At 67.9% G+C, this 25,916-nt stretch carries 23 protein-coding genes; 10 read left to right on the top strand and 13 right to left on the bottom strand.

The window, feature by feature from the left end:
* The 3 genes from HTUR_RS16720 (at position 1) to HTUR_RS16710 (ending at position 3,460) form a co-directional block, all read left to right on the top strand.
* Positions 1-738: an SRPBCC family protein gene (locus HTUR_RS16720; protein WP_012944516.1), complete on the top strand. Its 738-nt coding sequence runs from the start codon at positions 1-3 to the stop codon at positions 736-738.
* An 11-nt stretch (positions 739-749) separates the two neighbouring features.
* On the top strand, positions 750-1,916 hold the full coding sequence (locus HTUR_RS16715; protein WP_049941925.1) for a zinc-dependent alcohol dehydrogenase: 1,167 nt from the start codon (positions 750-752) through the stop codon (positions 1,914-1,916).
* Between the two features lie 80 nt (positions 1,917-1,996).
* Positions 1,997-3,460, top strand: coding sequence for a lipase maturation factor family protein (locus HTUR_RS16710; RefSeq protein ID WP_012944514.1), 1,464 nt, complete (start codon positions 1,997-1,999; stop codon positions 3,458-3,460).
* Between the two features lie 58 nt (positions 3,461-3,518).
* Here HTUR_RS16710 and HTUR_RS16705 read toward each other — a convergent pair whose 3' ends face one another.
* Complete coding sequence (locus HTUR_RS16705; protein ID WP_012944513.1) at positions 3,519-3,914, bottom strand: thiol-disulfide oxidoreductase DCC family protein; 396 nt, start codon at positions 3,912-3,914, stop codon at positions 3,519-3,521.
* A gap of 132 nt (positions 3,915-4,046) precedes the next feature.
* Between HTUR_RS16705 and HTUR_RS16700 the strand changes: the two genes are divergently transcribed.
* From HTUR_RS16700 to HTUR_RS16690, 3 genes are all read left to right on the top strand, one after another.
* Positions 4,047-4,235: a hypothetical protein gene (locus HTUR_RS16700; RefSeq protein ID WP_012944512.1), complete on the top strand. Its 189-nt coding sequence runs from the start codon at positions 4,047-4,049 to the stop codon at positions 4,233-4,235.
* A gap of 235 nt (positions 4,236-4,470) precedes the next feature.
* Positions 4,471-5,718 carry a hypothetical protein gene (locus HTUR_RS16695; protein WP_012944511.1) on the top strand — a complete coding sequence of 416 codons (1,248 nt, stop codon included), beginning with the start codon at positions 4,471-4,473 and terminating at the stop codon, positions 5,716-5,718.
* Positions 5,719-5,770: 52 nt separating this feature from the next.
* Positions 5,771-6,124 (top strand): hypothetical protein, encoded by a 354-nt coding sequence (locus tag HTUR_RS16690; protein ID WP_012944510.1) that lies wholly within the window; start codon positions 5,771-5,773, stop codon positions 6,122-6,124.
* 6 nt (positions 6,125-6,130) lie between these two features.
* On the opposite strand, the gene HTUR_RS16685 is transcribed toward HTUR_RS16690, so the two are convergent.
* The 7 genes from HTUR_RS16685 to HTUR_RS16655 all read right to left on the bottom strand — a co-directional run bounded on the left by HTUR_RS16685 (position 6,131) and on the right by HTUR_RS16655 (position 11,674).
* Positions 6,131-7,621 (bottom strand): HNH endonuclease, encoded by a 1,491-nt coding sequence (locus tag HTUR_RS16685; RefSeq protein ID WP_012944509.1) that lies wholly within the window; start codon positions 7,619-7,621, stop codon positions 6,131-6,133.
* A 119-nt stretch (positions 7,622-7,740) separates the two neighbouring features.
* Positions 7,741-8,040, bottom strand: coding sequence for a HalOD1 output domain-containing protein (locus tag HTUR_RS16680; RefSeq protein WP_012944508.1), 300 nt, complete (start codon positions 8,038-8,040; stop codon positions 7,741-7,743).
* Between the two features lie 196 nt (positions 8,041-8,236).
* Positions 8,237-9,136: a phosphogluconate dehydrogenase (NAD(+)-dependent, decarboxylating) gene (gnd, locus tag HTUR_RS16675; protein WP_012944507.1), complete on the bottom strand. Its 900-nt coding sequence runs from the start codon at positions 9,134-9,136 to the stop codon at positions 8,237-8,239.
* A 258-nt stretch (positions 9,137-9,394) separates the two neighbouring features.
* Entirely contained in the window at positions 9,395-9,832 is a 438-nt protein-coding gene (locus HTUR_RS16670; protein ID WP_012944506.1) for a hypothetical protein, read from the bottom strand.
* A gap of 124 nt (positions 9,833-9,956) precedes the next feature.
* A complete protein-coding gene (locus tag HTUR_RS16665; protein ID WP_012944505.1) occupies positions 9,957-10,421 on the bottom strand; it encodes a hypothetical protein in 465 nt (154 codons plus the stop codon).
* A gap of 114 nt (positions 10,422-10,535) precedes the next feature.
* Entirely contained in the window at positions 10,536-11,087 is a 552-nt protein-coding gene (locus tag HTUR_RS16660; protein ID WP_187291489.1) for a metal-dependent hydrolase, read from the bottom strand.
* Positions 11,088-11,158: 71 nt separating this feature from the next.
* Positions 11,159-11,674 (bottom strand): deoxyuridine 5'-triphosphate nucleotidohydrolase, encoded by a 516-nt coding sequence (locus HTUR_RS16655; protein WP_226377511.1) that lies wholly within the window; start codon positions 11,672-11,674, stop codon positions 11,159-11,161.
* Between the two features lie 279 nt (positions 11,675-11,953).
* Here HTUR_RS16655 and HTUR_RS16650 point away from each other — a divergent pair, with 279 nt between their 5' ends.
* Positions 11,954-13,927, top strand: a complete 1,974-nt coding sequence (locus HTUR_RS16650) for an aconitate hydratase (RefSeq protein ID WP_012944502.1) — start codon at positions 11,954-11,956, stop codon at positions 13,925-13,927.
* Between the two features lie 158 nt (positions 13,928-14,085).
* Positions 14,086-15,009: a TIGR03571 family LLM class oxidoreductase gene (locus HTUR_RS16645; protein ID WP_012944501.1), complete on the top strand. Its 924-nt coding sequence runs from the start codon at positions 14,086-14,088 to the stop codon at positions 15,007-15,009.
* A 22-nt stretch (positions 15,010-15,031) separates the two neighbouring features.
* Here HTUR_RS16645 and HTUR_RS16640 read toward each other — a convergent pair whose 3' ends face one another.
* Positions 15,032-15,433, bottom strand: a complete 402-nt coding sequence (locus tag HTUR_RS16640; protein ID WP_012944500.1) for a hypothetical protein — start codon at positions 15,431-15,433, stop codon at positions 15,032-15,034.
* A 129-nt stretch (positions 15,434-15,562) separates the two neighbouring features.
* Here HTUR_RS16640 and HTUR_RS16635 point away from each other — a divergent pair, with 129 nt between their 5' ends.
* Positions 15,563-16,924, top strand: a complete 1,362-nt coding sequence (locus HTUR_RS16635) for a restriction endonuclease (RefSeq protein ID WP_012944499.1) — start codon at positions 15,563-15,565, stop codon at positions 16,922-16,924.
* Between the two features lie 19 nt (positions 16,925-16,943).
* Here the strand turns inward: HTUR_RS16635 and HTUR_RS16630 are convergent, their stop codons facing one another.
* The 4 genes from HTUR_RS16630 to HTUR_RS16615 form a co-directional block, all read right to left on the bottom strand.
* Entirely contained in the window at positions 16,944-19,505 is a 2,562-nt protein-coding gene (locus tag HTUR_RS16630; protein WP_012944498.1) for a heavy metal translocating P-type ATPase, read from the bottom strand.
* 85 nt (positions 19,506-19,590) lie between these two features.
* Positions 19,591-21,063 carry a hypothetical protein gene (locus HTUR_RS16625; RefSeq protein WP_049941924.1) on the bottom strand — a complete coding sequence of 491 codons (1,473 nt, stop codon included), beginning with the start codon at positions 21,061-21,063 and terminating at the stop codon, positions 19,591-19,593.
* 382 nt (positions 21,064-21,445) lie between these two features.
* On the bottom strand, positions 21,446-21,754 hold the full coding sequence (locus HTUR_RS16620; RefSeq protein WP_012944496.1) for a hypothetical protein: 309 nt from the start codon (positions 21,752-21,754) through the stop codon (positions 21,446-21,448).
* Positions 21,755-22,363: 609 nt separating this feature from the next.
* Entirely contained in the window at positions 22,364-23,809 is a 1,446-nt protein-coding gene (locus HTUR_RS16615; protein WP_049941781.1) for a sulfatase, read from the bottom strand.
* A gap of 249 nt (positions 23,810-24,058) precedes the next feature.
* Here HTUR_RS16615 and HTUR_RS16610 point away from each other — a divergent pair, with 249 nt between their 5' ends.
* Positions 24,059-25,483, top strand: coding sequence for a sulfatase family protein (locus tag HTUR_RS16610; protein WP_012944494.1), 1,425 nt, complete (start codon positions 24,059-24,061; stop codon positions 25,481-25,483).
* The last annotated feature ends 433 nt before the right edge of the window (positions 25,484-25,916 follow it).

The raw sequence follows: 25,916 nt of genomic DNA, 5'->3' as shown, positions 1-25,916 counted from the left end.
ATGTCCGAACACTCGTTCGATTCGGCGGCCGAGGACGTATCGAACTCGATGCACCCGGGAGCGTCCGCGGGAGCGGAACCGAACCGATCCCGGTGGAAACGAGTGGGCACCGTCGCCCTCGGCGGTGCCCTCGTCGCGTTCGGGCTCCGGCGCCGCTCGCTGGGCGGGACGGTACTCGCGCTCGTCGGCGGCGCACTCTCCTACCGAACGCTCAGCGACTATCTGGCCGACGCCGGCGGGACGGAGCCGGTCGAACGGTCGGTCACGATCGACAAACCGGCGGACGAACTGTCCGACCTCGCTCGCGACCCCGAGAACTTAGAGCGCATCGTCGGCCACTTCGCCGACGTCTCCGCGGTCGGTGACGACCGCTATCGGTGGAGCGCGGGCGGTCCGCTCGCCCGAGAGCTGTCGTGGGAGATGGAGATCGCGGCCGACGAATCCGGCGAGCGGCTCCGCTGGGAGACGATCGACGACGACTCGATGGGCGCGCTGTTCGACGCCTGGTCGCTCTCGTTCGACTCGGCGCCGGGCGACCGCGGGACGGAGGTGACCCTCGAGGTCCGCTTCGATCCGCCGGGCGGAACGGCCGGTAGCGCGGCCGTGGAGCGACTCGACGTCGTCCCCGAGTCGCTCATCGGCACGGCGCTGGATCGCTTCAAGAGTCTCGCGGAGACGGGCACGGTGCCGACGACCGAACACAGACCGTCCGCCCGCGGACGGGGTGATCTGCTATGACCGAGGAAACGATGCGAGCGCTCACGTGGCACGGCGAAAAGGACATTCGAGTCAGCGAGGTTCCCCGGCCCGAGATCGTGGAGCCGACCGACGCGATCGTCGAGATCACGGCGACCGCGATCTGCGGCTCCGACCTCCACCTCTACAACGACCGGATGCCGGGAATGCGCGAGGGCGACGTGCTCGGCCACGAGCCGATGGGCGAAGTGATCGAGGTCGGCGACGAAGTCGAGAGCCTCGAGCCGGGCGACCGGGTTGTTGTCCCCTTCACGATCAGCTGTGGCTCCTGTTGGTTCTGCGAGGAGGACCTCTACTCGCTGTGTGACAACTCGAATCCCAACGCGGAGATGGCCCGCAAGATGATGGGGCAGTCGCCCGCGGGGCTGTTCGGCTACTCCCACCTGCTGGGCGGCTACGCCGGCGGCCAGGCGGAGTACCTGCGAGTGCCCTACGCCGACGTCGGCCCGATCACGATCGAGTCGGACGTCTCCGACGAGGAGGTGCTGTTCCTCTCCGACGTCTTCCCGACGGGCTACATGGCCGCCGAGAACGCCGACATCGAACCCGAGGACACCGTCGCTGTCTGGGGCTGTGGCCCGGTCGGCCAGTTCGCCATCCAGAGCGCACAGATGATGGGCGCGAACCAGGTGATCGCCATCGACCGCGTGCCCGAACGCCTCGAGATGGCGGGCGAACACGGCGACGCGGAGACGATCAATTACGAGCACGCGGACGTCTACGACCGCCTGATGTCGATGACCGGCGGTCGCGGCCCGGACCGGTGTATCGACGCGGTCGGGACGGAGGCCCACGGGACGGGCCTCGACGGCGTCTCCGACCGCGTCAAGGAGGGCGCGAAGCTGCAGGACGACCGGCCGTACGTGCTCCGCGAGGCGATCAAGTGCTGCCGGAAGGGCGGCACGCTCTCGGTGCCCGGCGTCTACCTCGGGCGCGCGAACATCCCGTTCGGGTCGCTGATGAACAAGGCGATCACGGTCAAGACGGGACAGACGCACATGCAGCGCTATCTCGATCCGCTGCTGGGGAAAATCGAGGAGGGCGAGATCGATCCCTCCTTCATCATCTCCCATCAGGTCGGTCTCGAGGACGGGCCGGAGATGTACCAGACGTTCAACGACAAGGAGGACGACTGTATCAAGGTCGTCATGACGCCCTGACCGTGCGGTAGTGTTGGGAATCGAGTCGTCCGCCAGAGAACGCGTCAGGTCTTTGGCGCTTCGTGGACTGACGCCCGACTATGTTCCACGGCGAGGAGTTCTGGTTCGTTCGCTTCCTCTTCCAGCGGGGACTCGCGTTGCTGTATCTACTGGCGTTTCTCGTCGCCGCATTCCAGTTCCGGCCGCTGGCCGGCGAGGACGGTCTGCTACCCCTCGAGTGGTACGCCGAGGGCGCCGACTTTCGCGAGCGGCCGAGTCTCTTCTACTGTTATCCGAGCGACCGCGTCATCGGGATCACGGCGTGGGCCGGCGTCGTCCTCTCGGCGCTGGCGCTGCTGGCGGTTCCGTACTGGCTCCCCGAACCGTACCCGACCCCCGCCTCGATAGTGCTCTGGGCCGCGATGTGGGCGCTCTACCAGTCGTTCGTCAACGCCGGGCAGACCTTCTACGGCTACGGCTGGGAGTCGATGCTGCTCGAGACGGGCTTTCTCGCGATCTTTCTCGGCGCGGGCGCGGTCGCGCCGCCGGTCATCATTCTGGTGCTCCTGCAGTGGGTGCTCTTTCGCAATATGTTCGGCGCGGGGCTGATCAAACTCCGCGGAGACGACTGCTGGCGCGACCTCTCGTGTATGGACTACCACTACGAGACCCAGCCGATTCCGAACCCGCTGAGCTGGTTCGCCCACCACCTCCCGAAGCGGTTCCATCGGGTCGAGACGTTCGGCAACCACGTCGTCGAACTATTGATTCCGTTCCTCTACTTCGCGCCACAGCCGGCCTCGTCGCTGGCGGGGGCGGCGACGATCGGCTTCATGGGCTGGCTCATGCTCACCGGCAACTTCGCGTGGCTGAACGCGCTGACGATCGTGCTAGCGATCGCGACGTTCAGCGACGGCGCCCTCGAGTGGGCGCTGCCCGTGACGGCGCCCGAGACGGTAGCGACGCCGCTCTACCTCGAGGGCGCGGCGATCCTGGTCGCGGTCGTCGTGGTCGCGATGAGCATCCGGCCGATCGAGAACATGCTCTCGGAGAGCCAGACGATGAACACGGCCTACGATCCGCTGCACCTCGTCAACACCTACGGCGCGTTCGGCTCGATCACGCGAGATCGCTACGAGATCGTGATCGAGGGCACCGCGGACACGGAGATCACGGAGGAGACCGAGTGGGAGACCTACCAGTTCAAGGGGAAGCCGACCGACCCCGAGCGCCGGCCGCCCCAGATCGCGCCCTACCACCTCCGGCTGGACTGGCAGCTCTGGTTCGCCGCCATGGCGCCCTCGCCGCGTCGCAGCCCGTGGTTCCACCGCTTGCTGGCGAAGCTGCTCGAGGAGGACGAGGAAACGCGGTCGCTGCTGGAAGAAGACCCCTTCGCCGGGTGCGAGGAGTCGCCGACGCATATTCGCGCGGTCCGGTACCGGTATCGGTTCACGACGCCCGAGGAACGCGCCGAGACCGGCCGGTGGTGGGACCGCGAGCGCGTCGGCACCTACGTCGCGCCCGCGTCGCTCGAGGAACTGCGGCTTCGCGGGCCGGGGCTGTGAGCGGGTGGTCCGGGGATCGAGACTCGAACCGAATCTGTTCGAGCGCCCGCCGGTCGTCTCACCGCTCGTCGTCCGACTGCTGGCGTGCCGGTGGCGTCTTGGACATGAGTTTTCCCCACGTGTCGCGGTTGTCCGCCACCTGTCGGTACCCCCACTCGCGGATCCGCGCGTAGTCCTCGAAGTTCCGCAGGAAGCCGAGCGTTTCGGCGACGGGGCCGCCGCTGTCGTACCGGCGCAGCGCCTCCTCGATCGAGGCGCCACAGGAGTAGACGCGCCTCTCGGTCACGAGATGGGAGCACTCCTCGTAGTACTCGGGCAGCCGCTCGCGGATGTCGGGGTGGTCCGGCAGGTCGCTGAAGCCCACGATGTGGAGGTCCGTCCGCTCGTCGAAGTAGTCGGCCCACCACGTACAGAAGCCGCAGTCGTCGTCGTAGACGAGGGTCGGCTCGAGCATGGATCGTGGTACGGGCTCGAGACACAAACCGCTGTCTCGGATTCGCAGGTGAGGCGCTCGAGGCGGGCCATCGAACTCGAGGCGGGCCGTCGAACGACCGAATATTTGGGCTCGGGCGGTGAAACCGGGCGTATGGAGCGGTTCGTCCGCCTGATCGTCGCCGGCGGCCTCGTCCTCGTCGGCGCGCTCTGGCTCGTCGACCTGTTCGTGCGGGGCTCGCCGCAGTGGACCGTCGGCGTCGCGCTCGTGATTCTGGGCCTCGTTGGCGTGATGGTCGGGATCGTCAGCGAACTCGAGTCCGGGGCATTCGGCGTGGAGTAAGCGTTCGAGCGGTCGTCGACGACGCTACCTCGAAAGCCCCGAGGACTCTCGAGTCGGAGGGCTCGCTGCGGTCCTCGGACTCCGTCCTGCGGTCCTTGCGTCGCCCGCCTTCCCCGAGAGTCCTCGCCCCTTTCAGTCCCACCCAGCGGTGGATCGCCGAGCCGGCAGTCGTACAGCGGCTGTCGACCCGTCGGTCTGCCGGAACATTATTGACGGCCGTGACGAATCGTGGCCCATGAGTAGCGCGGCCGGATCCCTCTCCGAACCGCAGGTGCTGGCCCACACCAAGCGGCGGCTCTTTCCGACCGAGGGGGGCGAGGAACGATCGTACGTCGTGGCCGACACGCAGTTCTCACAGGACGAGTGGCTGCCCGGACGCCCCATCGAGCCGGCGATCCGGGACCGGCTGGCGCCGTTCAACCACGTGCAGATCGGCGGCGGTTATCCGGATCTCGTGGGCGTTCGCGACCTCGAGTCGGACCTGCTTGCGGTCGAACGACTGGGCGACGAACCGCCGCTGATCGCCATCGAGGCGAAGGGGTACGCCAGCGGCGGCGTGGACACGCAACGCGGGATCGTCCAGGCCTACGACCGACTCCACGAGGCCAACGCGGCGTACCTCGCGGCGCCGACGGCGGCGATTTCCGAGACCGATCGGACGCTGGCACGAGAGTTGAACGTCGGCGTGCTGGGCGTCGACGCCGCCGGCGACGTCGAGGCGCTCGAGGTGCCCCGGATCGTCGGTAATCGGACCTCGAGCGAGGCGACGGCGCTGCGGTTCCAGGCCGGTGCGCAGGGCGTGGCGAACAAGTCGTTCGGGCTGAACCATCCGAAGAACTACCTCGGCTACCCGCTGGCCCACTACGCCGACGGTGAGACTGCGGCCCTGCTGTCGGAGTACAAGGTCGTCGGCGCCGTCGACAGCGCCAGACAGGGGGCCGCGTTTCTGGGACTAATCGAGGACGGACCGCGCGGCGTCGAACTCACCTCGCTCGGCCAGGAGGTGCTGCGATTCGCGACGAGACGGTGCGGCAGCGTCGAGGCGGCTCTCGCAGAGTTCGAGGACTGGTACCGATCGCGGAAACGGTTCGTCGACCTCGCGCCCGGCTGGGGGCAACTCGCTCGCCGCGTCGTCTTCGAGTATCCGGCGACGGAGCTGCTCGTCGCCGAACTGCAGGCGATGCACGACGACTGGCAACCCGAGCCGTCGCTCGTGGATCTCGTGGTACACCTCCACGAGACTCACCCGACCTTCACCGTGGAGCTGTTCCTCCGCGGGGACGACGACGTTCGCCGGCGTGCGTTGACCGAGGACGGCGAGTTGCGACGCGAGGCGCTCGCGGACGGCACCGTCTACCACGCACCGACCGTCTTCCAGCTGAAAGCGATGCTGTACCACACCGGAATCGTGACCGAGCGCGGCGCGGAGCCGCACCGCCTCGAGCCCCGCGACGACGTCTGGGCGCTTCGCGAGCCGGTCTGAACGCGAGGGGTCCTTCCCCGCCATTTTTCACCTCGTTCGGATAGTATCAACTATGACCCACGGGCTGGAGCCGACGGAGGAGTACGACGGCTCGATCACGGTGCGGCTCTTGGACGACGAGTCGGGAACCGAGGAGATCCGCTGTTCGTCCTACGAGGACGCGATCGACCGCGTCAAGGAATGCCAGCACGCGGTCACGGCGGCGAAGATCGTCGCCGGCGACGGCTCCGTCGTGTTCACCTCCGCCGACATGGACATCGACGACTGGGAGCGCGTCTGGCGACGGGAGAAACGCCGGCAGTCGGTGCAGGTCGAAGACCACGACTGTCCCCACGACAGCGTCTCCTGTTTCGCCGACGATCTCTGCGTGCAGTGCCAGATCGACAACGTGCGGGACGAGTACTGAGACCGTCTACGACGATTCGAACCCGTGTCGCTCTCGATGCGCGGCAAGGAACGTCGCGTGCGGCCGTTTCACTTCCGCTGCGGGGAGCGTTAGTTCCTCGCCCTCGAGTCGCGCGAACTCCTCGTATCCCTCGAGATCGGGGCGATCGGCGACCAGCACGCGGTAGTCGTCGGTCACCGCGAGCCAGCCGGCGTCGAACGCCCAGTGGTGGAGTCGGCAGAGCGCGAGCCCGTTGCGGACAGTATCGCGGCCGTTCTCCTTCTTCGGGTAGATGTGGGCAGCTTCGATGTCGACGGTTCCGGCGGGCGACTCGCGGGACGCGCCACAGATCGCACAGCGCCGGCCGTAGGCGGTTTTGACCCGCTTCGCGAAGGTGCTCGAGCGCACCCGCCGCTGCGTCGCGGTGAACTCCTCCTCGTCTGCGGTGAGGGGCGGTTCGCTCCCGTCGGAGTCGTCGCTCGTCTCGCTCTCGGCCGATGCGCTACCGGTTTCGGTGTCGCCGTCGACCACCGAGTCCGCGAGCGCCTCGAACTCGGTCGGGTCTTCGATCTCGAGTCGTTCCATCGTGAACCGATACACCAGTCGCTCGCCGCCCGGATCGGCCACGTACTCGGCGTCGACGATGTCGACCAGTCCCTCGTACCGGAGTCGATCCGCGTCCGCCGGCTGGTAGAAGAAGTAGATCGGCACGACGGCCCCTTCGGCGTGATTGACCAGCGCCCCGTTCGCGGGCGTCAACTGCTGGTCACCTTTCGAGGGGACACCTTCTCCGATGTAGGTAAACCGCTCGCCCGTGAGGTCGTCGCCGTACGGGCCGTCCTCGCGAGCCTTCAGGATGATGTACGCCAGTTCTCCGTCGTCGTCCGTTCGCGGGTTGATTCCCTTGATGTAGGAGCCGAAACCCGTGTCGAACGCCGCCTCGAGTTCCGACTGTGCGTAGTCGGTCCCGGGCTCGAGGGTCGGCAGCCGGGACGCGATCCGCCGGGCCAGCCGCTCCCCGCTGTCGGTCAGCGAATTCAGTCCGGCCGACCGCTCGACGTAGCCGAGGCTCTGCAGCCAGCCGCGGTGCTGTGCGGGACCGGACGGGTCAGTCCAGTCGAACGCCGGGTGGTCGGCCGCGATCGCGTCGCCCAGTTCGGCGTCCGTCTGTGGTCCCTCGAGCAGCGCTTCGAGCAGCGTCTCGAACCCGTGGACGTTCTCGACGAGCGCATCGAACAGGATCTCGGGGTCCGACTCCGCGACCCACCGAATCCCTCGATCGGTGAGTTCGACCTGCGCTTCCTCGAGCGCGAGCAGCCCGATCGACTCGAGAAATCGCAGTCGGTCGGCGATTCCCGCATCGCTGGTCGCCCGCGTATTGGCTTTCACCCACTCGAGCGCCCCCTCCAGATCCGGGTCCTCGGTGAGGACGTAGTGGCAGAATTCCTCGAGGACGGCAGTGTAGTTCCCCGCACCGCCGAAGAACCGGACGGCGATGTTCCGTTTGCGTTCACCCATTCACTCGCTATCGGTTAGGCTCGCGAGAGATAAACGGTCTGGACTGTCTCGAGCGCGGACTGATCGAAAACAACGACTGGGCGTTCGATGGAGCGCTGACGGACGACCGCGAAAACAGCCTACAGGGAGGGACCGGAAACGCCGGAGGATCGGTCGGAGCCGATCGTGACGGGCTCGAGCGAGATCTCGATCTCGTTGCCAGTTCCGTCGACGACGACGGTGTGGCCGGCGTACTCGAATTCGAGCGACGAGAAGCCGGTACTCGAGGAGAGGGAGTCGATGACTTCGGGATCGATGACGTTGTAGAGCGGGTCGAGTTCGAGGGGATCGATTCCGGAGGCGTCGGCGACGAGTTCGATGACGGCCATACTCGGGTCGTCGTCGCCGGCCGCCACTGTCGTCGAATACTCGGAGTTCATAACTAACGCTGTTGGGAGCGGGAGTAAAGAAAATGACTCAATTTTTCGGACCGAATCCGACAGGCAAAATTACAGTCCGTCCGGGCGAACTGTCGGGGCCAGCGCCACCCCCCGAACGCGTTCGCGCCGAACTACTTCGAACGGTCGTATATGTGCTTCGGAATTGCGCGTCCGTTTCCGACGGGTTTCGCGGCCGTCAATCGCGTCGCGGGACGTCGTGGCGGCCGAATCCGTACCGAAGCCGGTTCGCGAGGCGCCGCGAGAAGCGGCCGTCGTCGGCCCGCGAGCCGAACCGTTCGGCGAGCGCCGTATAGATCAGGGGGAGCGGCACCTCCTGTTCTAAGGCTTCCTGGACGGTCCAGGTGCCGGTCGAGCCGCCCTCGACGCGGTCGGCGACGGTTCCGAGGTCGTTGCCCTCCTCGCGGAACGACTCCTCGCAGAGCTCGAGCAGCCACGATCGGATGACGGCGCCGTTGTTCCAGACCGAGGCGACCGATTCGAGGTCCAGATCGTAGCGGCCCTCGTGGAGCAACTCGAAGCCCTCGCCGTAGGTCTGCATCAGGGCGTACTCGACGCCGTTGTGGATCATCTTCACGTAGTGGCCCGAGCCGGCGGGCCCCATCCGTTCGTGGCCGTCGGGGCCGGTCGCGACCGCGTCGAAGACGGGCGTCAGTTCGTCGTAGGCCCACTCGGGGCCGCCGATCATCAGCGAGAAGCCCAGTTCCGCGCCCGCGGGCCCCCCGGAGGTGCCACAGTCCAGATACGCCGCGGGACAGGCCTCTGCACGGCGCACGGAGTCCTCGAAGTAGGAGTTGCCGCCGTCGACGACGACGTCGTCCGAATCGAGGTGTGCCTCGAGTTCCTCGAGGGTCGCGTCGACGGCCTCGCCGGCGGGTACCATCAGCCAGATGCGCTTCTCCTCGCCGAGTCGGTCGGTGAGGTCGGCGATCGAGTCGGCCGGTTCGGCGCCGGCGTCGGCGGCCGTCGCGACGGCTTCCGCGTCGAGGTCGAAGGCGACGACGTCGTGGCCGGCCTCGAGGCTGCGGTCGACGACGATCTGTCCCATGCGTCCGAGTCCGATTACGCCCAGTTCCATGGAGACCACTCGGCGGGGCTCGGTGGTAGTGGTTGTGATTTCGCGGCCCCCGGTCGCGTCCGGCCCGCGGACTCGAGCGCGCGGAGCGCCATCGCGTCGCTCTCTACGAGCTGATACGCCGGACTCACAGCTTCGCGCGAAACGATAGCACGGTCGCTGGGCGATATCGGCGAACGAAGAACGAAGAACGAACCGAGAAGCACCGCTAGAATTCCCGCTCGCTCGCGAACAACACAGTGGCTCGAGTCGGCCGGCCGATCAGTGCAGCGGCTCCTCGAGTCGGGCCCAGCCGATCGCGTCGAGGACGACGATGCGGTCGTTGTGGCGGACGTAGACGCCGTTGTACTCTCCACCGGAACCGCTGTAGTAGGGCAGCGAACCGCGGACGGTGTCGACGACGGACCAAGCGCCGTCCCGGTCGATAGTGACATGTTCCCATTCCTCGCGCGCGTCGTTGCGGACCGCACGGCCGATGGCGCGTCGCGCGCCCGGAATTTCGCCCAGTCGCTGGGAGGTGCTATCGACGACGGTCACCCCGTCGGGAACGTCCTCGTGGCCGATGATTCGTGCGCCGAGGTTCGCTTTCGATCGCGACGGCGAATCGGTGCGCTGACCCGAGCGAAGTGCGTATCCGGCGACTGCGGCCGTTCCGACCGCCAGCAGCGACAGCGCCATTTCTTTGCCCCTGATCATCATGCGAGTACCTTACAGCAACTGATTAAGTATCTTTCGCAAGAATGTCCGGATTTCGTTGGCGTCCGGACGACAGGATTGCGGCGTGAACTGTCTCGTTCAGTCGGCAGTCGCCTTTCGACGGGACTCAGAGAAGGGCCGCGGCGTTGGACGTGATCGCGCCGCCGACGACGAGCAACCCGATGGCGACGACCGCCCCCGCCCGGTACACGGGGAGCGCGTTGGCCGCCGGCTCGCGGAGTTTCTTCCCGTTGAGCCCCGTCTCGAGTCGCTTCGCGCCGACCTCGACGAGACCCGCCAAGAGCGCCCAGAGGACGACCATCCCGAGCACCAGGTGGCCGTTGGTCGTCTCGAAGAGTCTCGCGGACGTGTATCGGTGTCCGGCAAGGTGGCCGCCGGAGAGCAGCAAGACGAGGGCGCTCACGCGCGAGATGGTGGTCAGTTTCCCGGAGATCGCCTCGAGGGGCTTGGTCGTGTTGAACGCGCCGTCCCGCGCGAGGGGCAACACGACGAACGCGACGTAGAAGACGCTGCCGGCCCAGATCCCGGCGAAGATCAGGTGAATCGTCTGGGCGAGGAACACATCAACCATACCGACTGCCTCGAAGGGCTGGAGTATCAGCGTTCCGACTCGCGCTCGAGCGCGACGCCGGGTCGTGGACGCTCTGCTCGCTCGAGTCGGTCGAGTGTCGCTCCTGGCCAAGCCTCACTCGAGCCAGTCGGGGAGCCACGCGACCAGCCGTCGCCGGAGGAGCGCGTAGGCGATCGAGAGGGCGACGCCGACGAGCACGAGAACGTCGATCGGGCCCTCGAAGACCACCAGCGCGGGCACCGCGAGGGCGGTCGCGAGCGCGGCGTCTTCGGGGGATCCGTCGTACCGGATCCAGCGCCGCGGTCGGAGCCACCGGCCGCGGACGTGATCGTAGACGGCCCGTCCGTGTCGGTGGTTCCACGGGTCCATCTCGGGGCCGCTACCGGCGGCGTCGCTGACCGCGTGGAGCCACGCGGCGACGGCGAGGGCCGCGAGCGCGGCCGTGAGCGGTCCAGGGACGGTGACGGCGACGGCGACCGCGAGAGCGGCGATCGCGGCGCCCACCACCGGGAAGTGAAACGTCCGCCGGTGGTCGAAGACGAGGTCGAAATCGGGCGCGAGACCACCCAGTATCGCCCCGACGGCCAGCGGAGTCGACAGTTTCGGCAGCAGGTAGGCGACCGGGGCGACGGCGGCGAGCCCCGCGAACACGTGCGTCGTCGCCATCATCGGTACGGCTCCCTCCGACGGGAATCGGCAAAAGGGTACGCGAACTGGCGCTCCGCCGCCGCCATCGATTACTCGAGGCCTTCGCCCTGATAACTCCCGTCGTAGACGTCCTCGTGGCCGGCTTCCGCGAGAACTAGCTGGGCGATCCGGGCGCCGCGTTCGATCTCGATGTCGTGGTGGACCTGCAACAGGCCCTCGCCGCGTCCCTGGTAGCCGGCGTCCCAGACGGCCGTGTTCAGCATACAGGAGTTGCGCATCAGCGACGAGCGCGGATAGACGAAGCCGACGTGCCCCTCCGGAATTTCGATCCGTTCGCCGTAGCGGGCGACGTAGGCGCCCTGTGGCAGGTAGTAGGTGTCCGGATCCTTCTGCTCGAGTTCCTCGAGCGGGCGGGCGACGCGGTCGCCGACCTGCTTGCCGTCCCGGCCGATACGACCCGGCTCGAGCTGTTCGAAGACGACGTCCAGCGTGAGGTCGACGCCGTTGGGCTGGACCTGATCGGCGGTCGTCGGCGAGACGTGCTCGGCGACGAACGTACCGGAGCGAAACATGTCCGTACAAGACCGCGCGGCGGAGAAAAGGATGTCCGTTCGCGGGGCGTTGGGGAGGGGAACGCGTGGCAGATGTCGAGGACGTGACGAGAACGCGTGGTAGACGCGCGAACACTCCCCGAACGCGGGGCGGACGCGGCAGGCGCCCGTCGGCGCGACCCGCGAACGACGGTCGACGATACCCCGCTCCACGACTGTCCATTTGGGAGGCAATACTTACCCAGGCTCGGCCGGATTCGACCGCATGGCACCGGCTTCCCCTCATAGAAACACGCTGGATTTATCACGACGGAAAGCCGAGTTTTGGATGCTATGGGACAGACTCTCACCGAGAAGATTCTCGACGACCACCTCGTCGAGGGCGAACTCGAGACCGGCGAGGAGATCGGGATCGAGATCGACCAGGTGCTTACACAGGACACGACCGGCACGATGGTCTGGCTCCAGTTCGAAGCCATGGGACTGGACGAAGTCCAGACCGAGATCGCCGCCCAGTACTGTGACCACCAGACCTACCAGTTCGACTTTAAGAACACCGACGACCACCGTTTCCTGCGTTCTGCGGCCGGTACATACGGCGCTCACTTCTCCCGACCCGGTAACGGTATCTGCCACAACGTTCACCGCGAGAACTTCGCAGCGCCCGGCAAGACGCTGCTCGGTTCCGACAGCCACACCCCAACGCCCGGTGGAATCGGCGAACTCGCTATCGGATCCGGCGGGATCGACGTCACCGTCGCTATGGGCGGCGCACCCTACTACATCGAGATGCCCGAAGTCGTCAACGTCCGCCTCGAGGGCGAGCTCCCCGAGTGGGCCACCGCGAAGGACGTCATCTTGGAACTGCTCCGCCGGCTGAGCGTCAAGGGCGGCGTCGGCAAGATCCTCGAATACACCGGACCCGGTGTCGAGACGCTGACCGCACCCGAGCGGATGACCATCACCAACATGGGAACGGAACTCGGCGCGACGACGTCGATCTTCCCGACCGACCACCAGACCGAGGACTACCTCGAACGCGTCGGCCGCGGCGACGAGTACGTCGAGCTCCAGCCCGACGACGACGCCGAGTACGACGACGAGATCGTCGTCGACCTCTCCGACCTCGAGCCGCTGATCGCACAGCCCTCGATGCCGGACAAGGTCGTTCCCGTCAGCGAAGTCGAAGGAGAGTCCGTCGAGCAGGTCATCGTCGGCTCCTGTACGAACGGCGGTTACGAGGACATCCTCCCCGTCGCCAAGATGCTCGAGGGTCGCGAGACCTCGATGGAGACCGAGACGATCGTCGCACCCGGCTCCAAGCAGGCCTCCGAGATGCTCGCCCGCGAGGGCTGGGTCGCGGAGATGATGGCCGCCGGCGTCAACTTCTCCGAGGCGACGTGTGGTGCCTGTATCGGCATCGGTCACGTCCCCTCCTCGGACTCCGTTTCGCTGCGAACCTTCAACCGCAACTTCGAGGGTCGCTCCGGGATCGAAGACGACAACGTCTACCTCTGCTCGCCAGAGGTCGCCGCCGCTGCGTCGCTCAAAGGCGAAATCGTCGACCCGCGTAACCTCGCCGACGAACTCGGCGACCTCGAGGCCCCCGGCATCGAACTCCCCGACGAGTACGACGGCTCCAAGACGGACCTCATCGCACCCGACGAGGCCGTCGACGACGAACTCATCAAGGGCCCGAACATCGGCGACGTCCCGCTGAAGGACCAGCTCGACGCCGACATCGCGGGTGAGGCCCTCCTGAAGATGGAGGACAACATCACGACCGACCACATCATCCCCGCGACCCAGGACATCCTGATGTACCGGTCGAACATCGACAAGCTCTCCGAGTTCACCCTCTCCCGCGTCGACGACACGTTCGCCGAGCGCGCTCGAGAGGCCGACGGCGGCGTCCTCGTCGCCGGCGAGAACTACGGACAGGGCTCCTCGCGAGAGCACGCCGCGATGTGTCCGATGTACCTCGGTATCGAGGCCGTCCTCGCACAGAGCTTCGCGCGCATCCACCGCGCGAACCTCTTCAACTTCGGCATCGTCCCGCTGACGATCGACGAGGACACCTACGAGGACATCGACCAGGGCGACGAGATCGAGATCGTCGACGACGTCTACGACGCCGTCACCTCCGGTCAGGAGGAGTTCACGGTCCGCGTCAACGGCGACGAGGAGTACACCGCTACCCTCGACGCCTCCGAGCGCGAACGCGACATCCTCGCGGCCGGCGGCAAGCTCGCCTGGACGAAAGAACAGGCCCAGGGCGACAGCGGCGCCGCGCCCGCCGACGACTGATCGGCGACGACTCGGCTGTCACCACCGTCACCACCGATTGATTTTCTCTTTCTTTCGATGCGCGCTCGAGCCACAGCGCTCTCCGTGCTACCGGAGCCGAACGACCCCGCAGGCCGACAGCGTCACCGTCTTGAGCGAGCGGCCGATAGCACGAGCGAATGCCACCGGCAGGACACGCAAACGCCGGCTATCGACGCTTGTTCGACCGCGACGGCCTGACCTTCGGCGCCGGCTTTCCGCTGACGGGAGCGAACCGCTCGACGCCCGACATCGAAGCCGAACTGCGACTCGCCGAACGCGCCGAGGCGGTCGGCTTCGACGGCCTCTGGGCGCGGGACGTCCCGACCTACTGGCCGAAGTTCGGCGATGCGGGCCAGACGTTCGACACGTGGCCGTGGCTCTCCCACGTCGCGGCCCGCACCGACGACGTCGCGCTCGGCACCTCGAGTATCGTCCTCACGCTCCGGCATCCGATCCACGTCGCCAAGTCCGCCGCGACCGTCGACCGGCTCTCGGACGGGCGGCTCGTCCTCGGCGTCGCCTCCGGCGACCGCGACCCCGAGTACCCCGCCTTCGGCGTCGACCGCGAGGAGCGAGGCCGCGCATTCCGCGAGCGGTTCGAGGCAATCCGAACGCTCTGGCGCGAGGACTTTCCCACGCTCGAGGGCGAGTGGGGCTCGCTCGAGGGCGACCTCGAGGTCGTCCCCGACCCGACGAGCGAGACGATCCCCCTGTTGCCGACCGGGAACGCCCGCCAGTCCCGCGAGTGGATCGCCGAGCACGGCGACGGCTGGCTCTTCTATCACCTCCCGGAACGCACGCTCGAGGACTACCTCGTCGAGTGGCGCGAGTCGGCCGGCGAGAAACCGTTCGCCATCGCGGTCCGCGTCGAGTTCGCCGACGACCCGACGGCCGACGCCGAACCGCTACACCTGGGCTTTCGGGCCGGCGTCGAGTGGTTCCGGGACTACTTCCGGCGACTCGAGGGGTACGGCCTCGATCACGCCATCGTCGGGCTCGAGAACGACGACCGCGAGGCCGCGCTGTCGACGTTCGCCGACGAGATCATGGGTGAACTGTAGCGGTCTCGATCGGGACGACGGCTCAGTCCTCGCCGTCCGCGCGATCGCGCAGCCGTCGCTTCTGACGGCGTTCGGTCACGTGATCGATCCCGGCGGCCAGCTCGTCCCTGACCTCGGTCTCGAAGGCGTCGACCTCCTCGAGGAACTCCGCGGAGAACTCCTCGACGAGTTCGAAGGTCCACTGGTCGCTGACCGCGCCGGCGGGGAGGTGGTCGTCCCGGAGGGCGTCGGCCCACTCTTCGTGGCCGGCCTCGCGGAGGGCGTCCTCGGCGTCGCTCATTCGGTCCATCGCGTGGCCCAGCTCGTGGTGGAACTCGAGCAGGGTGCCGTACGCCCGGTGGACGTACTTGATACCGAGCTGGAGTTCGTGGAGCGCGTCCTCCTCGGCGTCGCTCAACTCGAGGTCGTCCGGGTCAGTCGTCATAGGGGTCGGACCACGGACGCGATAAAAGCGCTTGGGCCAAACAGTGTCCGCGCCTGCTGCCGATTCTCACGGGCGATACTCGGGCCGCAACACTCTCGGCGGTCGACTCGAGAGCGAGTCGTGAACGCGATGGCGATACTCGACGACCTCTCGGGCTACGAGTTCGAGGATCTGATGGAGGACGTGTTTCGACACTGCGGCTACGAGAACGTCCGCCAGTCGCGGCGGACGGCCGACGAGGGACGAGACATCCTGATGGAGGAAGTCGTCGACGGCCGCCGCCGGGCGGTCGTCGTCGAGTGCAAACACACGGGAACCGTCAGCCGGCCGGTCATCCAGAAACTCCACTCGGCGGTCGCGACCTACGACTACGACGGGCCGGTCCGCGGGATGGTCGTGACGACCGGCCGGTTTACCGAGCCCGCACGCGAGTACGCCGCGAACCTGGGGTCGAACCGGGAGGGCGGCGTCGAACTCCTCGACGGTCGGGACCTCCGGGAGATCGGCGCGGAGATCGGCCTCGATCTCTACAACGGGCGGATCGAGATCCTCTGCGAGGAAGCGCTCCGGCCGACCCACCCCACTGCCGGCCGGGACGCGCCCGTCTTCGAGGCCGTTCGCGAGATCGAGAACCTTGAGGCCGCGACGATTCCGACGCCCGAGACGACGGTCGCCCTCGAGCCGATGGTCACCGTCCGCGCGACGACCGACGCGACCTTCGAGACCTCGGTCGGCGTCATCCACCGGATCGACGAGACGACCGCCCTCGCGATCCGCGCCGACCGCGACGAACCGCAGGTCGCGACCGGCGACGTTCGCGATCTCGTCGCGAACTCCTCGGCGTCCCGCATCGATCTCGAGGCGGCCGACCTCGAGTCGACCTTCGACGGCGTCGAACGCCGCCGGTTCGGGCAAACTGAAACCGAGTACAAGGAGTGGACGATCGACCGCCTCCGGCAGGCACAGACGACGACGGTCCACTACACGGGCGACAACAACGTCGACTACGAGAAGACCTGCACGCCCAAGCGGTCGGATATCTCGGTCCGCGAGATCGATCCCGTCTACGTCCCGCACGTCCGGTCTCGACTCTCGCTGGGCGAGTACGATTATCGGTACGCCTACCGCGCCGCCGGCCCCTCGCGGGCGACCACGCGAAACGACCTCCAAGAGTGCGTCCACTGCGAGACGGCGGGCGCGAGCGAGACCTACACCTACTGCGACAACTGTGGGAGCGTCAACTGCGAGGAGCACACGAAAACGGAGCGACTCGAGGACGACTCCGTCTGTACCGGCTGTGCCGTCACCGAGCGGTTCGCGCTCGAGACGAAGTACTTCTACGACGAGGCGAACCTCGAGGCCTTCCGTGAGGAGTACGCGGCCATGCCGATCCACGAGAAGGCCATGGAGAACGTCCCGCTGGCCGTCGGAAGCGTTCTCTGTGCGCTGCTCGCGGCGTTCTTCGTCGCGAGTTCGATCGGGCTCGTCTAGCTCGGATCCGTCGGCTGGCTCACTCGTCGCCGACCAGTTCGCGCAGGGAGTTGCCGACGATCGCCAGCCCGGTGACGGTCAGCGCGCCGGTCGTGACGACCGGATTCAGCAGGCCCGCCAGCGCGACGGGGATCACGATCGCGTTGTAGCCCAGCGCCAGGCCGAGGTTCCGAACGACTCGACGGCGGGCGGCCCGCGCGAGGGCGAACGCGCGCTCGACCGCGGCGAGGTCGTCCTCGACGATCGCGAGATCGGCCGCGTCGGCGGCCAGCGCCGTCCCGCCGCCCAGCGAGAGTCCCAGATCCGCCGCCGCCAGCGCCGGCGCGTCGTTGGTGCCGTCGCCGACCATCGCCACGCGACCTTCGGCGCGCAGCCGGCGGATCGCCGCGGTCTTGCCCGCGGGCGGGACGTTCGCGAAGACCCGCGTGACGCCCGAATGCTCCCGGAAGCTAGCCGCCGCCGAGCCGTCGTCACCGGTGAGGACCACGACGTCGACGCCCTCGTCGGCCAGCGCCGTCACCGTCTCCGCCCACTCTGGTCGGGGCTCGTCACCGACGACGATGAGCCCCTCCGCGCGACCCTCCCGACCGACGACGACGGGCAAGTGGCCGGCCGCCCGCGCCTCGGCGATGCGGTCTGCGAGTTCGTCCCCGAGGTCCCATCCCCGCTCCCGGAAGAGGTCGGGGTGACCGACGAGGACCCGCCGGCCGTCGACGATCCCCTCGACGCCGGTGGCGTGGCGCTCGAACTCTCGAACTGTTCTGGATTCGGCGCCGTCCTCGCTCTCCTCGCTGTCCGTGGCGTCGTCGACGACGCCGCCATCGGCTCGAGTGTCCGGTGCGGCGTCATTCGAGTCCCCGAAGGCGTCCGCGATCGCCGTGGCCGCCGGATGCGAGGCCCGGCGCTCGACCGCGGCGGCCGCTCGAAGAAGATCCTCCGGCGCGTCGGCCTCGAGGACGGTCATCTCGCCGGTCGTCAGCGTCCCCGTCTTGTCGAAGACGACGACGTCGATCTCGCGCAGGCGTTCGAAGACGCTCTCGTCGAAGACGACGATCCCGCGCTCGAGGGCGTCGCGGATGCTCGAGGCGATCGATATCGGCGTCGCGAACGCGAACGCCCACGGGCTCGCGGCGATGAGCGCCAGACAGACGGCCGCGGCGACCCCGAACACGGTTCCGTCGAGGACAACGGCGGCCAGCCCCGCGACGACGGCCGCGGCGACGACGATCGGAAGCGCGGTGCCGGCGAGCGCGTCGGCCCGGCGCTGGACGCCGTGGTCCGCGCTCTGGAGGTTCCAGACGGTCCGCGTCAGCCGGTCGATGCTGCTCGTCGTCTCGTCGTCGACGGCGACGACCGCGGCGCCATCGGTGACGACCGAGCCGCCGATAACCGGGTCGCCGTCGGTCTTCGAGACCGGCAGCGACTCGCCGGTGACGACCGCCTCGTCGACGGTACACGGCCCCTCGGCGAGGCGGCCGTCGACCGGGATGCGCTCGCCCGCGCGAACGAGCAGGCGGTCGTCGGCCGCGATGTCCGCGACCGGCACCTCCCGCGTCGCTCCGTCGGACTCGAGGACCCGGGCCGTACCGACCTGCGAGATCGTGAGGTCGGTCAGCCGGTTCAGGGCGTCGCGTTTGACCGTCTCCTCGTAGAAGATCGCGCCCATCACGATCGCGGCGACGAGGATCGTAAGGTCGAAGTAGAGATCCGGTCCGCCGCGGACGAAGGCGATTCCTCCGGCGGCGTAGGCGGCCACGATGGTCAGCGTCGCCAGCAGGTGCGTGCTCGGCTCGCGGAGCTTCAGGCTCACGTACGCCCCCCGCAGGAGCGGCCGGCCGGTCAGGTAGAGAATGGCACCGGTCATCCCCATGAACAGCGGGGCGTAGAGGCTGACCTCGCCGCTGTCGAACTGCTGTGCGAACTGTTCGAACAGCCAGTAGTCGGTGAACGCGGCGAGATACATCGGGTAGAACGTCGTGACGTACGGAACCAGCAGAAACGAGCCGAAGACGATCCCGACGATGTAGCGGACCTCGAGGACGTTCTCCGAGCGACGTTTCCGGACCCCCTGCATCTCGCGAGACCGGCGGGTCGTGCTCTCGTCGCTCGCCGCGTCGTCGTCCTCGGCGGCCTCCTCGCGGCGGTAGGCCGTGTAGCCGGTCGTGCTCAGCGCGTCCTCGAGCGCCTCGGCCGTGATCCGATCGGAATCGTGATCGACCCGGACCGTCTCCGTGACGTAACTGGCCGCCGCGTCCGCGACGCCGTCGCGACCCTCGGCGACCGACTCGAGGTACGCCTCGCACTGCGCCGAGTGCATCCCATCGATCCGGAAGAACGACCGCTCGAGATCCGTGGAGCGATCGTCCTCGAGTGTCTCGTCAGCGTTCGTTCGCTCCTCGTCGGCGAATCCCGGATCGCCGTCCGCACCGCCCTCGCCGGCGCCGAGCTCCGCGGCGATATCCCGACACCCTGTCGAGCAGAACGGGCCGTCGGCTCCCGCGGAGACGGGCTCGCCGGGCGACTCCTCGAGCGCGGTTCCACAGAGGCGACACCGATCCCGGTCCGTTCGCGTTTCGCTCACTGTCCGAACAGTCGGACTCGAGGGACATAACGCTGTCAACCTCGGTCGAGGATCGGTTTCGCTTTCGGGCTGCGATCGTTCGATCTCATCCTCGAGCGACGATCGTCCCGTCCTCGCCGACGGCGACCGCTCGCGCCGCGCCGATCGAGACGGCCAGCAGCGCGCCGGCGGCGTCGGTATCGGTGCGCTCCCAGCCGGCGGCTCCGCCGGCGCGCTCGTGGACCGCGCCGTCGGCCGCACACGCCATCGTCCGCTCCTCGCGGCGGGCGATACCGGTCAGCGCGTCGTCGGCGACCCGTTCGGGCGTCCAGGTCGGTCCGTCGTAACGGTGGACGACGCCGTCGTCCGCGCTCACCAGACAGTCGTCCCGGCCCGCGGTCGCGACGTCGGTGAGCGTCCCGTCGGCGCCCTCGAGTCCGACGCGGTCGAACGACTCGCCGCCGTCGGTCGTCTCGTAGACGCCGTCGTTGGTATCACAGCAGTAGCCGATCACGTCGTCGGCGAGCGCGACGCCGGAGAGACTCGAGCCGCTGCCGGGTTTCTCGGGCCCGGTCCACTCGAGGGCGCGACCGTCACCGTCGTCGTACGTCCCGCGGAGCACTGCCCCGGAGCCGTTGATCAGGAGGACCGTCTCCGCGCCGCTCGCGCCGCCGACGGCGACCCCCAGCCAGTTGTCGGTGATATCCTCGGGAGCCGTGAAGTCCGTGTGGCGGCCCGTCTCGGCGTCGATCCGCCCCAGCGCGCCGCTGTCGCCCGCGACCCAGGCCGCCTCGCCATCGGCCGTCGCGTCGACTCCGCGGAGGTCGTGGCCCCCCGCGGCGGGGCCGTCCTCGAGGACGGACGTCCACTCGTCGCCCGCGTTAGCGAGGACGATCCCGCCGTCACCGACCGCGTAGGCGGCGCTCGAGTCCGCGGTGTCGTCGGCTGCGGCGACCGCGACGTCGCGCAGCGTCGCGTCCGTGGGCGCCTCGACGGTGTGCCACCCCCGCTCGGATTCGGGTGCTGGTTCCGCTCGAGCGTCTCGAGTCACGGCTCCTGGCGTCTCATCGGCCGCGGTCGATTCGGCGGTGTCGCTGCTCCCGGTGGTCTCGTCGCGCTCGATACTGTCGTCGCTCTCGGTGGACTCGTCCCGTTCACCGCTTGAGTCGTCTTCCTCGAGTGCGCCGGTCGCATCCGTTGCAGCCGTCGTGTCCGGGTCGGCGCGGCTCGGTCCTGACGTGTCGGGATCCGGCCCAGTGCGGTCCGATTCGATTTCGCGATTCGGTTCCGGCGTGTCGGGTTCCGGTTCGGATGCCGTTGGCGAGTCGCCGCGTTCGGGCGCCGACGCGTCGCGGTCCGCGTCCGCCCGGTCGTCGCCCCGACCGTGGCGCAGGTAGAGCACGATCGGCGGCACGACGTACGACGCGAGCGCGAGCGCGGCGAACCAGCGGTGGACGATCGTCAGCGTCCCGAACGCGGTCAGGCCGGCCGTCGCGACGGCGTGGATCCACGTCTTCGTGTAGGACCGATAGAAGGGAACGAAGCCGCCGGTCTCGAGACGAGCGTTCTGTGATGACATCGGGTGTTCGGTCGCGGGTCGGTCGATCGGCGGTCGATCCGTCGGCTCGAGTCCATCGTATCGGACTCGCGAGCAAAAGGATGCTGCAGGCACGCGCACGACGGCTTCCGCGGTCGACGAGTCGTCCGGTCGGAAGCCGTGATCACCCTCGAGCAACACGAGCTGCGTCCGGTCGTCGACTCGCTCGGACTCCATTGCGACGAGTTTGCCGACGACGCTGCTCTGCCCGTGGGCGTTGGCGCCGAGCGGCTCGCCGGATTCGGCGATGGCGTTGACGCTATCGACGAAATCGTCCTTCGCGTAGCGTCTCCTATCGGGTCCATCGTCGATAGCCCGATCGAACGTCGGCCTCGCAATACCGGTCTCGGGGCTCGACAGTCGATTATCGCGTTCGACGACGCGTCGTCTCGAGCGAGATCGTCAGCACGCCGTTGTTGTAGACGGCGCTGCGACCGTCACCGAAGGCCCGCCGCAGGGGGATCGACGCCAGCGGCGACAGGACGCGGGCGTAGCGCTCGTCGTCGCGGTCGATCGCAATCTGGACTCGAGTCGCGCCCGCCTCGACAGTGAGGTCATCAATTTCGGCCGGCGAGACGTCGGCGACGATCTCGAGGCGGTCGGCGGTGCGGTCGTGGAGGATCCGGACGGGGAACGGGAGGGGCGTCGTTTCGGCGGCGCCGAACGCGGACATGCGACGACGGTTCGACTCGAGCGCCAAACGTCTCCGCGTGTACGACTGGCCGTTTGATGATGAGGTGGATCGGCCGTCACTGTTGCTCATTATCCGTTCATCGCGTCGCTCCGGCCCACTGAACCGGCGTGCGGTGGCGCGCGCTGTCGACCGTGTCCGAGGAAAGCGAGGTGTGAACGAAGTGAGCACCTCGAAAGTGAACGGCGAACAGCGTGAGCCGTGAACGAAAACGAGGATCGGTCGACGATAGTGCGCGAGGGATGAGCGAGCGACTGGAAAGAGCGAGCGAATCGGCTGGGGAGGGAGTGGTCACTCCTCGTTGCCACGGTAGTCGAGAGATAGCGTGCTGCTCATCCTGGCGGCTAGGGATTGCCACATCCTCCCCAGCCGATTCGCTCGCTCTGCTCACTCATCCCTCGCACGGCATCGGACCGCGCCTCACTGCCCGTTCGCCGCGGTCCAGCGCGTGCCACCGCACGCCGGTTGCTTCGTCCAGAGTGGAGCGAGGTGGAGGGGCGATACTCAGCGACCGGTTTCCCTCGAGAGTCGCGTCTCGAGCGCACAGTCCACACGACCGATACAGAAGCGTCCGAACCCGATCGTCCCGCCTTAGAGATACCCCAGATCCGCGAGTCGCTCCTTGGTCCCCTCGCGCATCTCGACCTCGCCGCTCTCGCCGGCCTCGGCGAGCGGGTCGAACCGCTCCTCGAGGCGCCGCTGCATCGCTCGCACCTGCTCGGGCTCCCGTGCGGCGATGTCGTCGCGCTCGAGCGGGTCGGTCTCGACGTCGTGGAGCCGGTCGTACCCGTCGTCGCCGCGGACGTACTTGTACTCGCGCGTCCGGACGGCCCGGAGGCGACGGTCGTACTCGTAGACGCGGTCGGGAAGTTCGTCGAAGCGGGCCTCGAGGCGGTCGATCGAGGGCTGGGGGGCGACGTACTCCGCGAAGACGGCGTCTCGGGGGTCGTCGTCCGACGCGGGGTGGAACGAGCGGCTGGACCACTGCGCGCGCAGTTCGGGATCGTCGATCCCCGCGGTCTCGAGCAGCGTGGCGGGGAGGTCGAGCAACTGGACGAGGTCCTCGCGCTGGCCGCCGTCGGTGAAGGGGCCGCCGTGGCAGACCAGCGGGACGTTGATCAGGGTGTCGTAGAGGTTGTACTGGTGGCCGAAGAAGCCGTGGTCGCCGATGTGCTCGCCGTGGTCGCCGCAGACGACGAAGAGGGTGTCCTCCCACTCGCCGGCGTCCTCGAGGGCCGCCCGGAGCCGTCCGAGCTGCTCGTCGACGTAGGCGAGTTCGGCCCGGTAGAGCCCGCGGAGCAGGGCGAAGTCCCGTTCGGAGAGGCCGTAGTCCTCGCAGTCGTAGGCGCGGGGGTCCTGCCGGATGGCGAGTGCCTCGTCGACGCTCGCGCCGTCTGGGAGGAACCGCTCGGCGTACTCGCGGGGCGGATCGTACTCGACGTGGGGTTCGATGAAGTTACAGAACAGGAAGAACGGACGGCTGTCGTCGCGATCGTCGAGCCAGTTGGTGATCCAGGTCGTCGATCGGTCGGCGCCGTCGTCGCCCGCGGGCTGGAGGGCCTCGCTGTAGAGGATGTTCGCGGCGTTGACCAGCGGGTTGCCGTCGAAGAGCCGGTTCCGGGTCGCCTGGAGCTTTTCCCGGAGGTCCTCGCCGCGGACGACGGCGCCCATGTCCGCGTCGGACTGGATGTACTGCCAGCCCTTCCGGAGGTCGTCGAAGCCGCGGTCGAAGCCGAACTCCTCGGTGATCCAGGTGTTGTTCGAGACGCCGATCGTCTCGTATCCGGAATCGGCGAAGGACTCTGGGAGGGTCCGCAACTCGTCGTCGAGATAGGTGTGTCCGCCGTGGGTGCCGTGCTCGGAGGGATAGGTCCCGGTGAACATCGAGGCGTGAGACGGGAGCGTCCAGGGTGCGGTCGCGAAGGCGTTGTCGAAGTGGGTTCCGTCGGCCGCGAGGCGGTTCAGATTCGGCGTCGTCTTCGGCCCCGTACTCGTCGCCCGTGCGGTATCGAGGACGACGAGCACGACGTTCCGCACAGTGGAATGTGACTCCGGATCACGTCCGTTAGCCGACGCTGCGTCGACGTCTGATGAATCGGGTGAATCGACTGACTCGGCCATGGTTACCCCTACTCCGCCCCTCGGAGGGAAGGCCACCCGCCCGGAGTATGCAGGTGATTCACGATATCGGAACGTGTTCGGAGCGCCGATATTCGGCGCCGAGAGAGCCTCTCTCGGACGGTCGGGTCCGAATCCTTACTCCCCTCGTCGCCGTAGACGGCGTTCATGCCGCCACACATCGTTCTCATCCACTGCCACGATCTGGGGAAGTACGTGGGCTGTTGCGGCGCCGGCGTCGAGACGCCACGGATCGACGGCCTCGCCGCGGCGGGCGTCCGGTTCGATCGCCACTTCGTGACGGCCCCGCAGTGTTCGCCGAGTCGCTCGAGTCTGATGACCGGCCGTCACCCCCACCAGAACGGGATGCTCGGACTCGCCCACGGCAACTGGGAGGTCGGCCCCCACGAGCGATTCCTGCCGGAGTTACTCGGCGAGGCCGGCTACGAGACGCACCGCTTCGGACTCCAGCACGTCACCGAGTACCCCGAACGACTCGGCTACGATCTGACGCACAACGAGGAGTCCCTGACGAGCGAAACCCCGACGTCGGTCCACGAGGGCGCCCGCGCACGCACCGTCGCCGCCGACGTCGCGGGGTGGCTCGAGGCGGGCGACCGCGACGATCCGTTCTTCGCCTCGGTCGGCTTCTTCGAACTCCACCGCATCGCGGTGGACGGCGGGTTCAGCTTCGACGGCGAGCGGTACGACGCCCCCGATCCCAACGCGGTCGAGCCCCTCGAGTTCCTCCCCGATCGGCCCGGTATCCGGTCGGACATCGCCGGAATGAACGGGATGGTCCGCGCGATCGACGACGGCGTCGGAACGATCGTCGACGCCCTCGAGAACGAGGGACTGGCCGAAGACACCCTCCTGCTCTTCACGACCGAACACGGGCTGGCGATGCCGCGCGCGAAGGGCACCTGTTTCGACGCCGGCATCGAGGCGGCTCTGCTGATGGCCCAACCGGGAACCCTCGCGTCGGGCCGGGTCGTCGACGACCTCGTGAGCAACGTCGACGTCTTCGCGACGCTGCTCGATATCGGGGACGCGCCGGTCCCCGGCGTCGACACCGATGGGGACGACATCGCGGGGCAGAGTTTCGCGCCGCAGTTGTTCGACGGCGGGAACGGCGGCGGCACGAACGGAGCCGCTGGCAAGGACGCCTACAAGCCCCGCGACCGGGTCTTCTCGGGGATGACCTGGCACGATCGATACAACCCGATCCGGGCCATCCGAACCGACCGCTGGAAGTATATCCGTAATTTCTGGCACCTACCCGCAGTCTACATGACGACGGACGTCTTCTGCAGCGCGGCGGGTCGGGAGGTCCACGAGGACTACTACGGCGTGCAGCGACCCTACGAGGAACTATACGACCTCGAGGCCGACCCGCTCGAGCGGGAGAACCTCGCGGCGGGGGACGACCCGGACGATCCGGCTACCGAGACCGTTCGCGACGAGCTTCGAACGGACCTGCTCGAGTGGATGGACGCGACCGGTGATCCGCTGCTTGAGGGCCCCGTGCTGCCGAACAACTGGGAGACGGTCCACCCCCGGCTGGAGGACGACCGCGACGACATCCGGCGGTAATCCCGACCGATATTTTTCCCTCGCGGACGCATCCGGCACCGAATGCCCGATGTCGTGACTCTCGGCAGCGTCAACGTCGACCGAACGTGGTACCTGCCGGCCGAACGGGTCCGCGACCTCGAGGCCCGGTACGACTAGGTTCCGGCCGCGGGCGAGACCGTCCGCGTCGAGGCGAGTCGCGACCTCTCGGACCTCGAGGTCGCGACCGAGACTGCGGGCGTCCAGAACGCGATACCCGAACGCGGAACGGTCGAACGAGCGCTCGAAGATGCGTTCGGGGCCGTCGGCGACGACCGGTGAGTACCCTCGTGGCGCTCTCCCGCCCCGTCCGGAATCGACGTGTGATGGCGTGCGCTGGACCGGGGTGAGCGGCAGCGAGCCGCGGTCCGAAACCGTGCGAGGGGTGAACGAATAGTGCGGGACCGAAGGTCCC

Source organism: Haloterrigena turkmenica DSM 5511, from assembly GCF_000025325.1.
GTDB lineage: Archaea > Halobacteriota > Halobacteria > Halobacteriales > Natrialbaceae > Haloterrigena > Haloterrigena turkmenica.
Note: the sequence above shows the minus strand (reverse complement) of the source record. Positions and strands in the feature narration are given on the sequence as shown.

Excerpts from the sequence above, each read along its gene's own strand:
- HTUR_RS16700 (WP_012944512.1), top strand. The coding sequence starts at position 4,047 with ATGGAGCGGTTCGTCCGCCTGATCGTCGCCGGCGGCCTCGTCCTCGTC.
- HTUR_RS16660 (WP_187291489.1), bottom strand. The coding sequence starts at position 11,087 with ATGGCGACGACGCACGTGTTCGCGGGGCTCGCCGCCGTCGCCCCGGTC.
- gnd (WP_012944507.1), bottom strand. The coding sequence starts at position 9,136 with ATGGAACTGGGCGTAATCGGACTCGGACGCATGGGACAGATCGTCGTC.
- HTUR_RS16685 (WP_012944509.1), bottom strand. The coding sequence starts at position 7,621 with ATGGGTGAACGCAAACGGAACATCGCCGTCCGGTTCTTCGGCGGTGCG.
- HTUR_RS16705 (WP_012944513.1), bottom strand. The coding sequence starts at position 3,914 with ATGCTCGAGCCGACCCTCGTCTACGACGACGACTGCGGCTTCTGTACG.
- HTUR_RS16635 (WP_012944499.1), top strand. The coding sequence starts at position 15,563 with ATGGCGATACTCGACGACCTCTCGGGCTACGAGTTCGAGGATCTGATG.
- HTUR_RS16680 (WP_012944508.1), bottom strand. The coding sequence starts at position 8,040 with ATGAACTCCGAGTATTCGACGACAGTGGCGGCCGGCGACGACGACCCG.
- HTUR_RS16625 (WP_049941924.1), bottom strand. The coding sequence starts at position 21,063 with ATGTCATCACAGAACGCTCGTCTCGAGACCGGCGGCTTCGTTCCCTTC.
- HTUR_RS16690 (WP_012944510.1), top strand. The coding sequence starts at position 5,771 with ATGACCCACGGGCTGGAGCCGACGGAGGAGTACGACGGCTCGATCACG.
- HTUR_RS16610 (WP_012944494.1), top strand. The coding sequence starts at position 24,059 with ATGCCGCCACACATCGTTCTCATCCACTGCCACGATCTGGGGAAGTAC.
- HTUR_RS16710 (WP_012944514.1), top strand. The coding sequence starts at position 1,997 with ATGTTCCACGGCGAGGAGTTCTGGTTCGTTCGCTTCCTCTTCCAGCGG.
- HTUR_RS16640 (WP_012944500.1), bottom strand. The coding sequence starts at position 15,433 with ATGACGACTGACCCGGACGACCTCGAGTTGAGCGACGCCGAGGAGGAC.
- HTUR_RS16620 (WP_012944496.1), bottom strand. The coding sequence starts at position 21,754 with ATGTCCGCGTTCGGCGCCGCCGAAACGACGCCCCTCCCGTTCCCCGTC.
- HTUR_RS16670 (WP_012944506.1), bottom strand. The coding sequence starts at position 9,832 with ATGATGATCAGGGGCAAAGAAATGGCGCTGTCGCTGCTGGCGGTCGGA.
- HTUR_RS16715 (WP_049941925.1), top strand. The coding sequence starts at position 750 with ATGCGAGCGCTCACGTGGCACGGCGAAAAGGACATTCGAGTCAGCGAG.
- HTUR_RS16650 (WP_012944502.1), top strand. The coding sequence starts at position 11,954 with ATGGGACAGACTCTCACCGAGAAGATTCTCGACGACCACCTCGTCGAG.
- HTUR_RS16645 (WP_012944501.1), top strand. The coding sequence starts at position 14,086 with ATGCCACCGGCAGGACACGCAAACGCCGGCTATCGACGCTTGTTCGAC.
- HTUR_RS16720 (WP_012944516.1), top strand. The coding sequence starts at position 1 with ATGTCCGAACACTCGTTCGATTCGGCGGCCGAGGACGTATCGAACTCG.
- HTUR_RS16665 (WP_012944505.1), bottom strand. The coding sequence starts at position 10,421 with ATGGTTGATGTGTTCCTCGCCCAGACGATTCACCTGATCTTCGCCGGG.
- HTUR_RS16695 (WP_012944511.1), top strand. The coding sequence starts at position 4,471 with ATGAGTAGCGCGGCCGGATCCCTCTCCGAACCGCAGGTGCTGGCCCAC.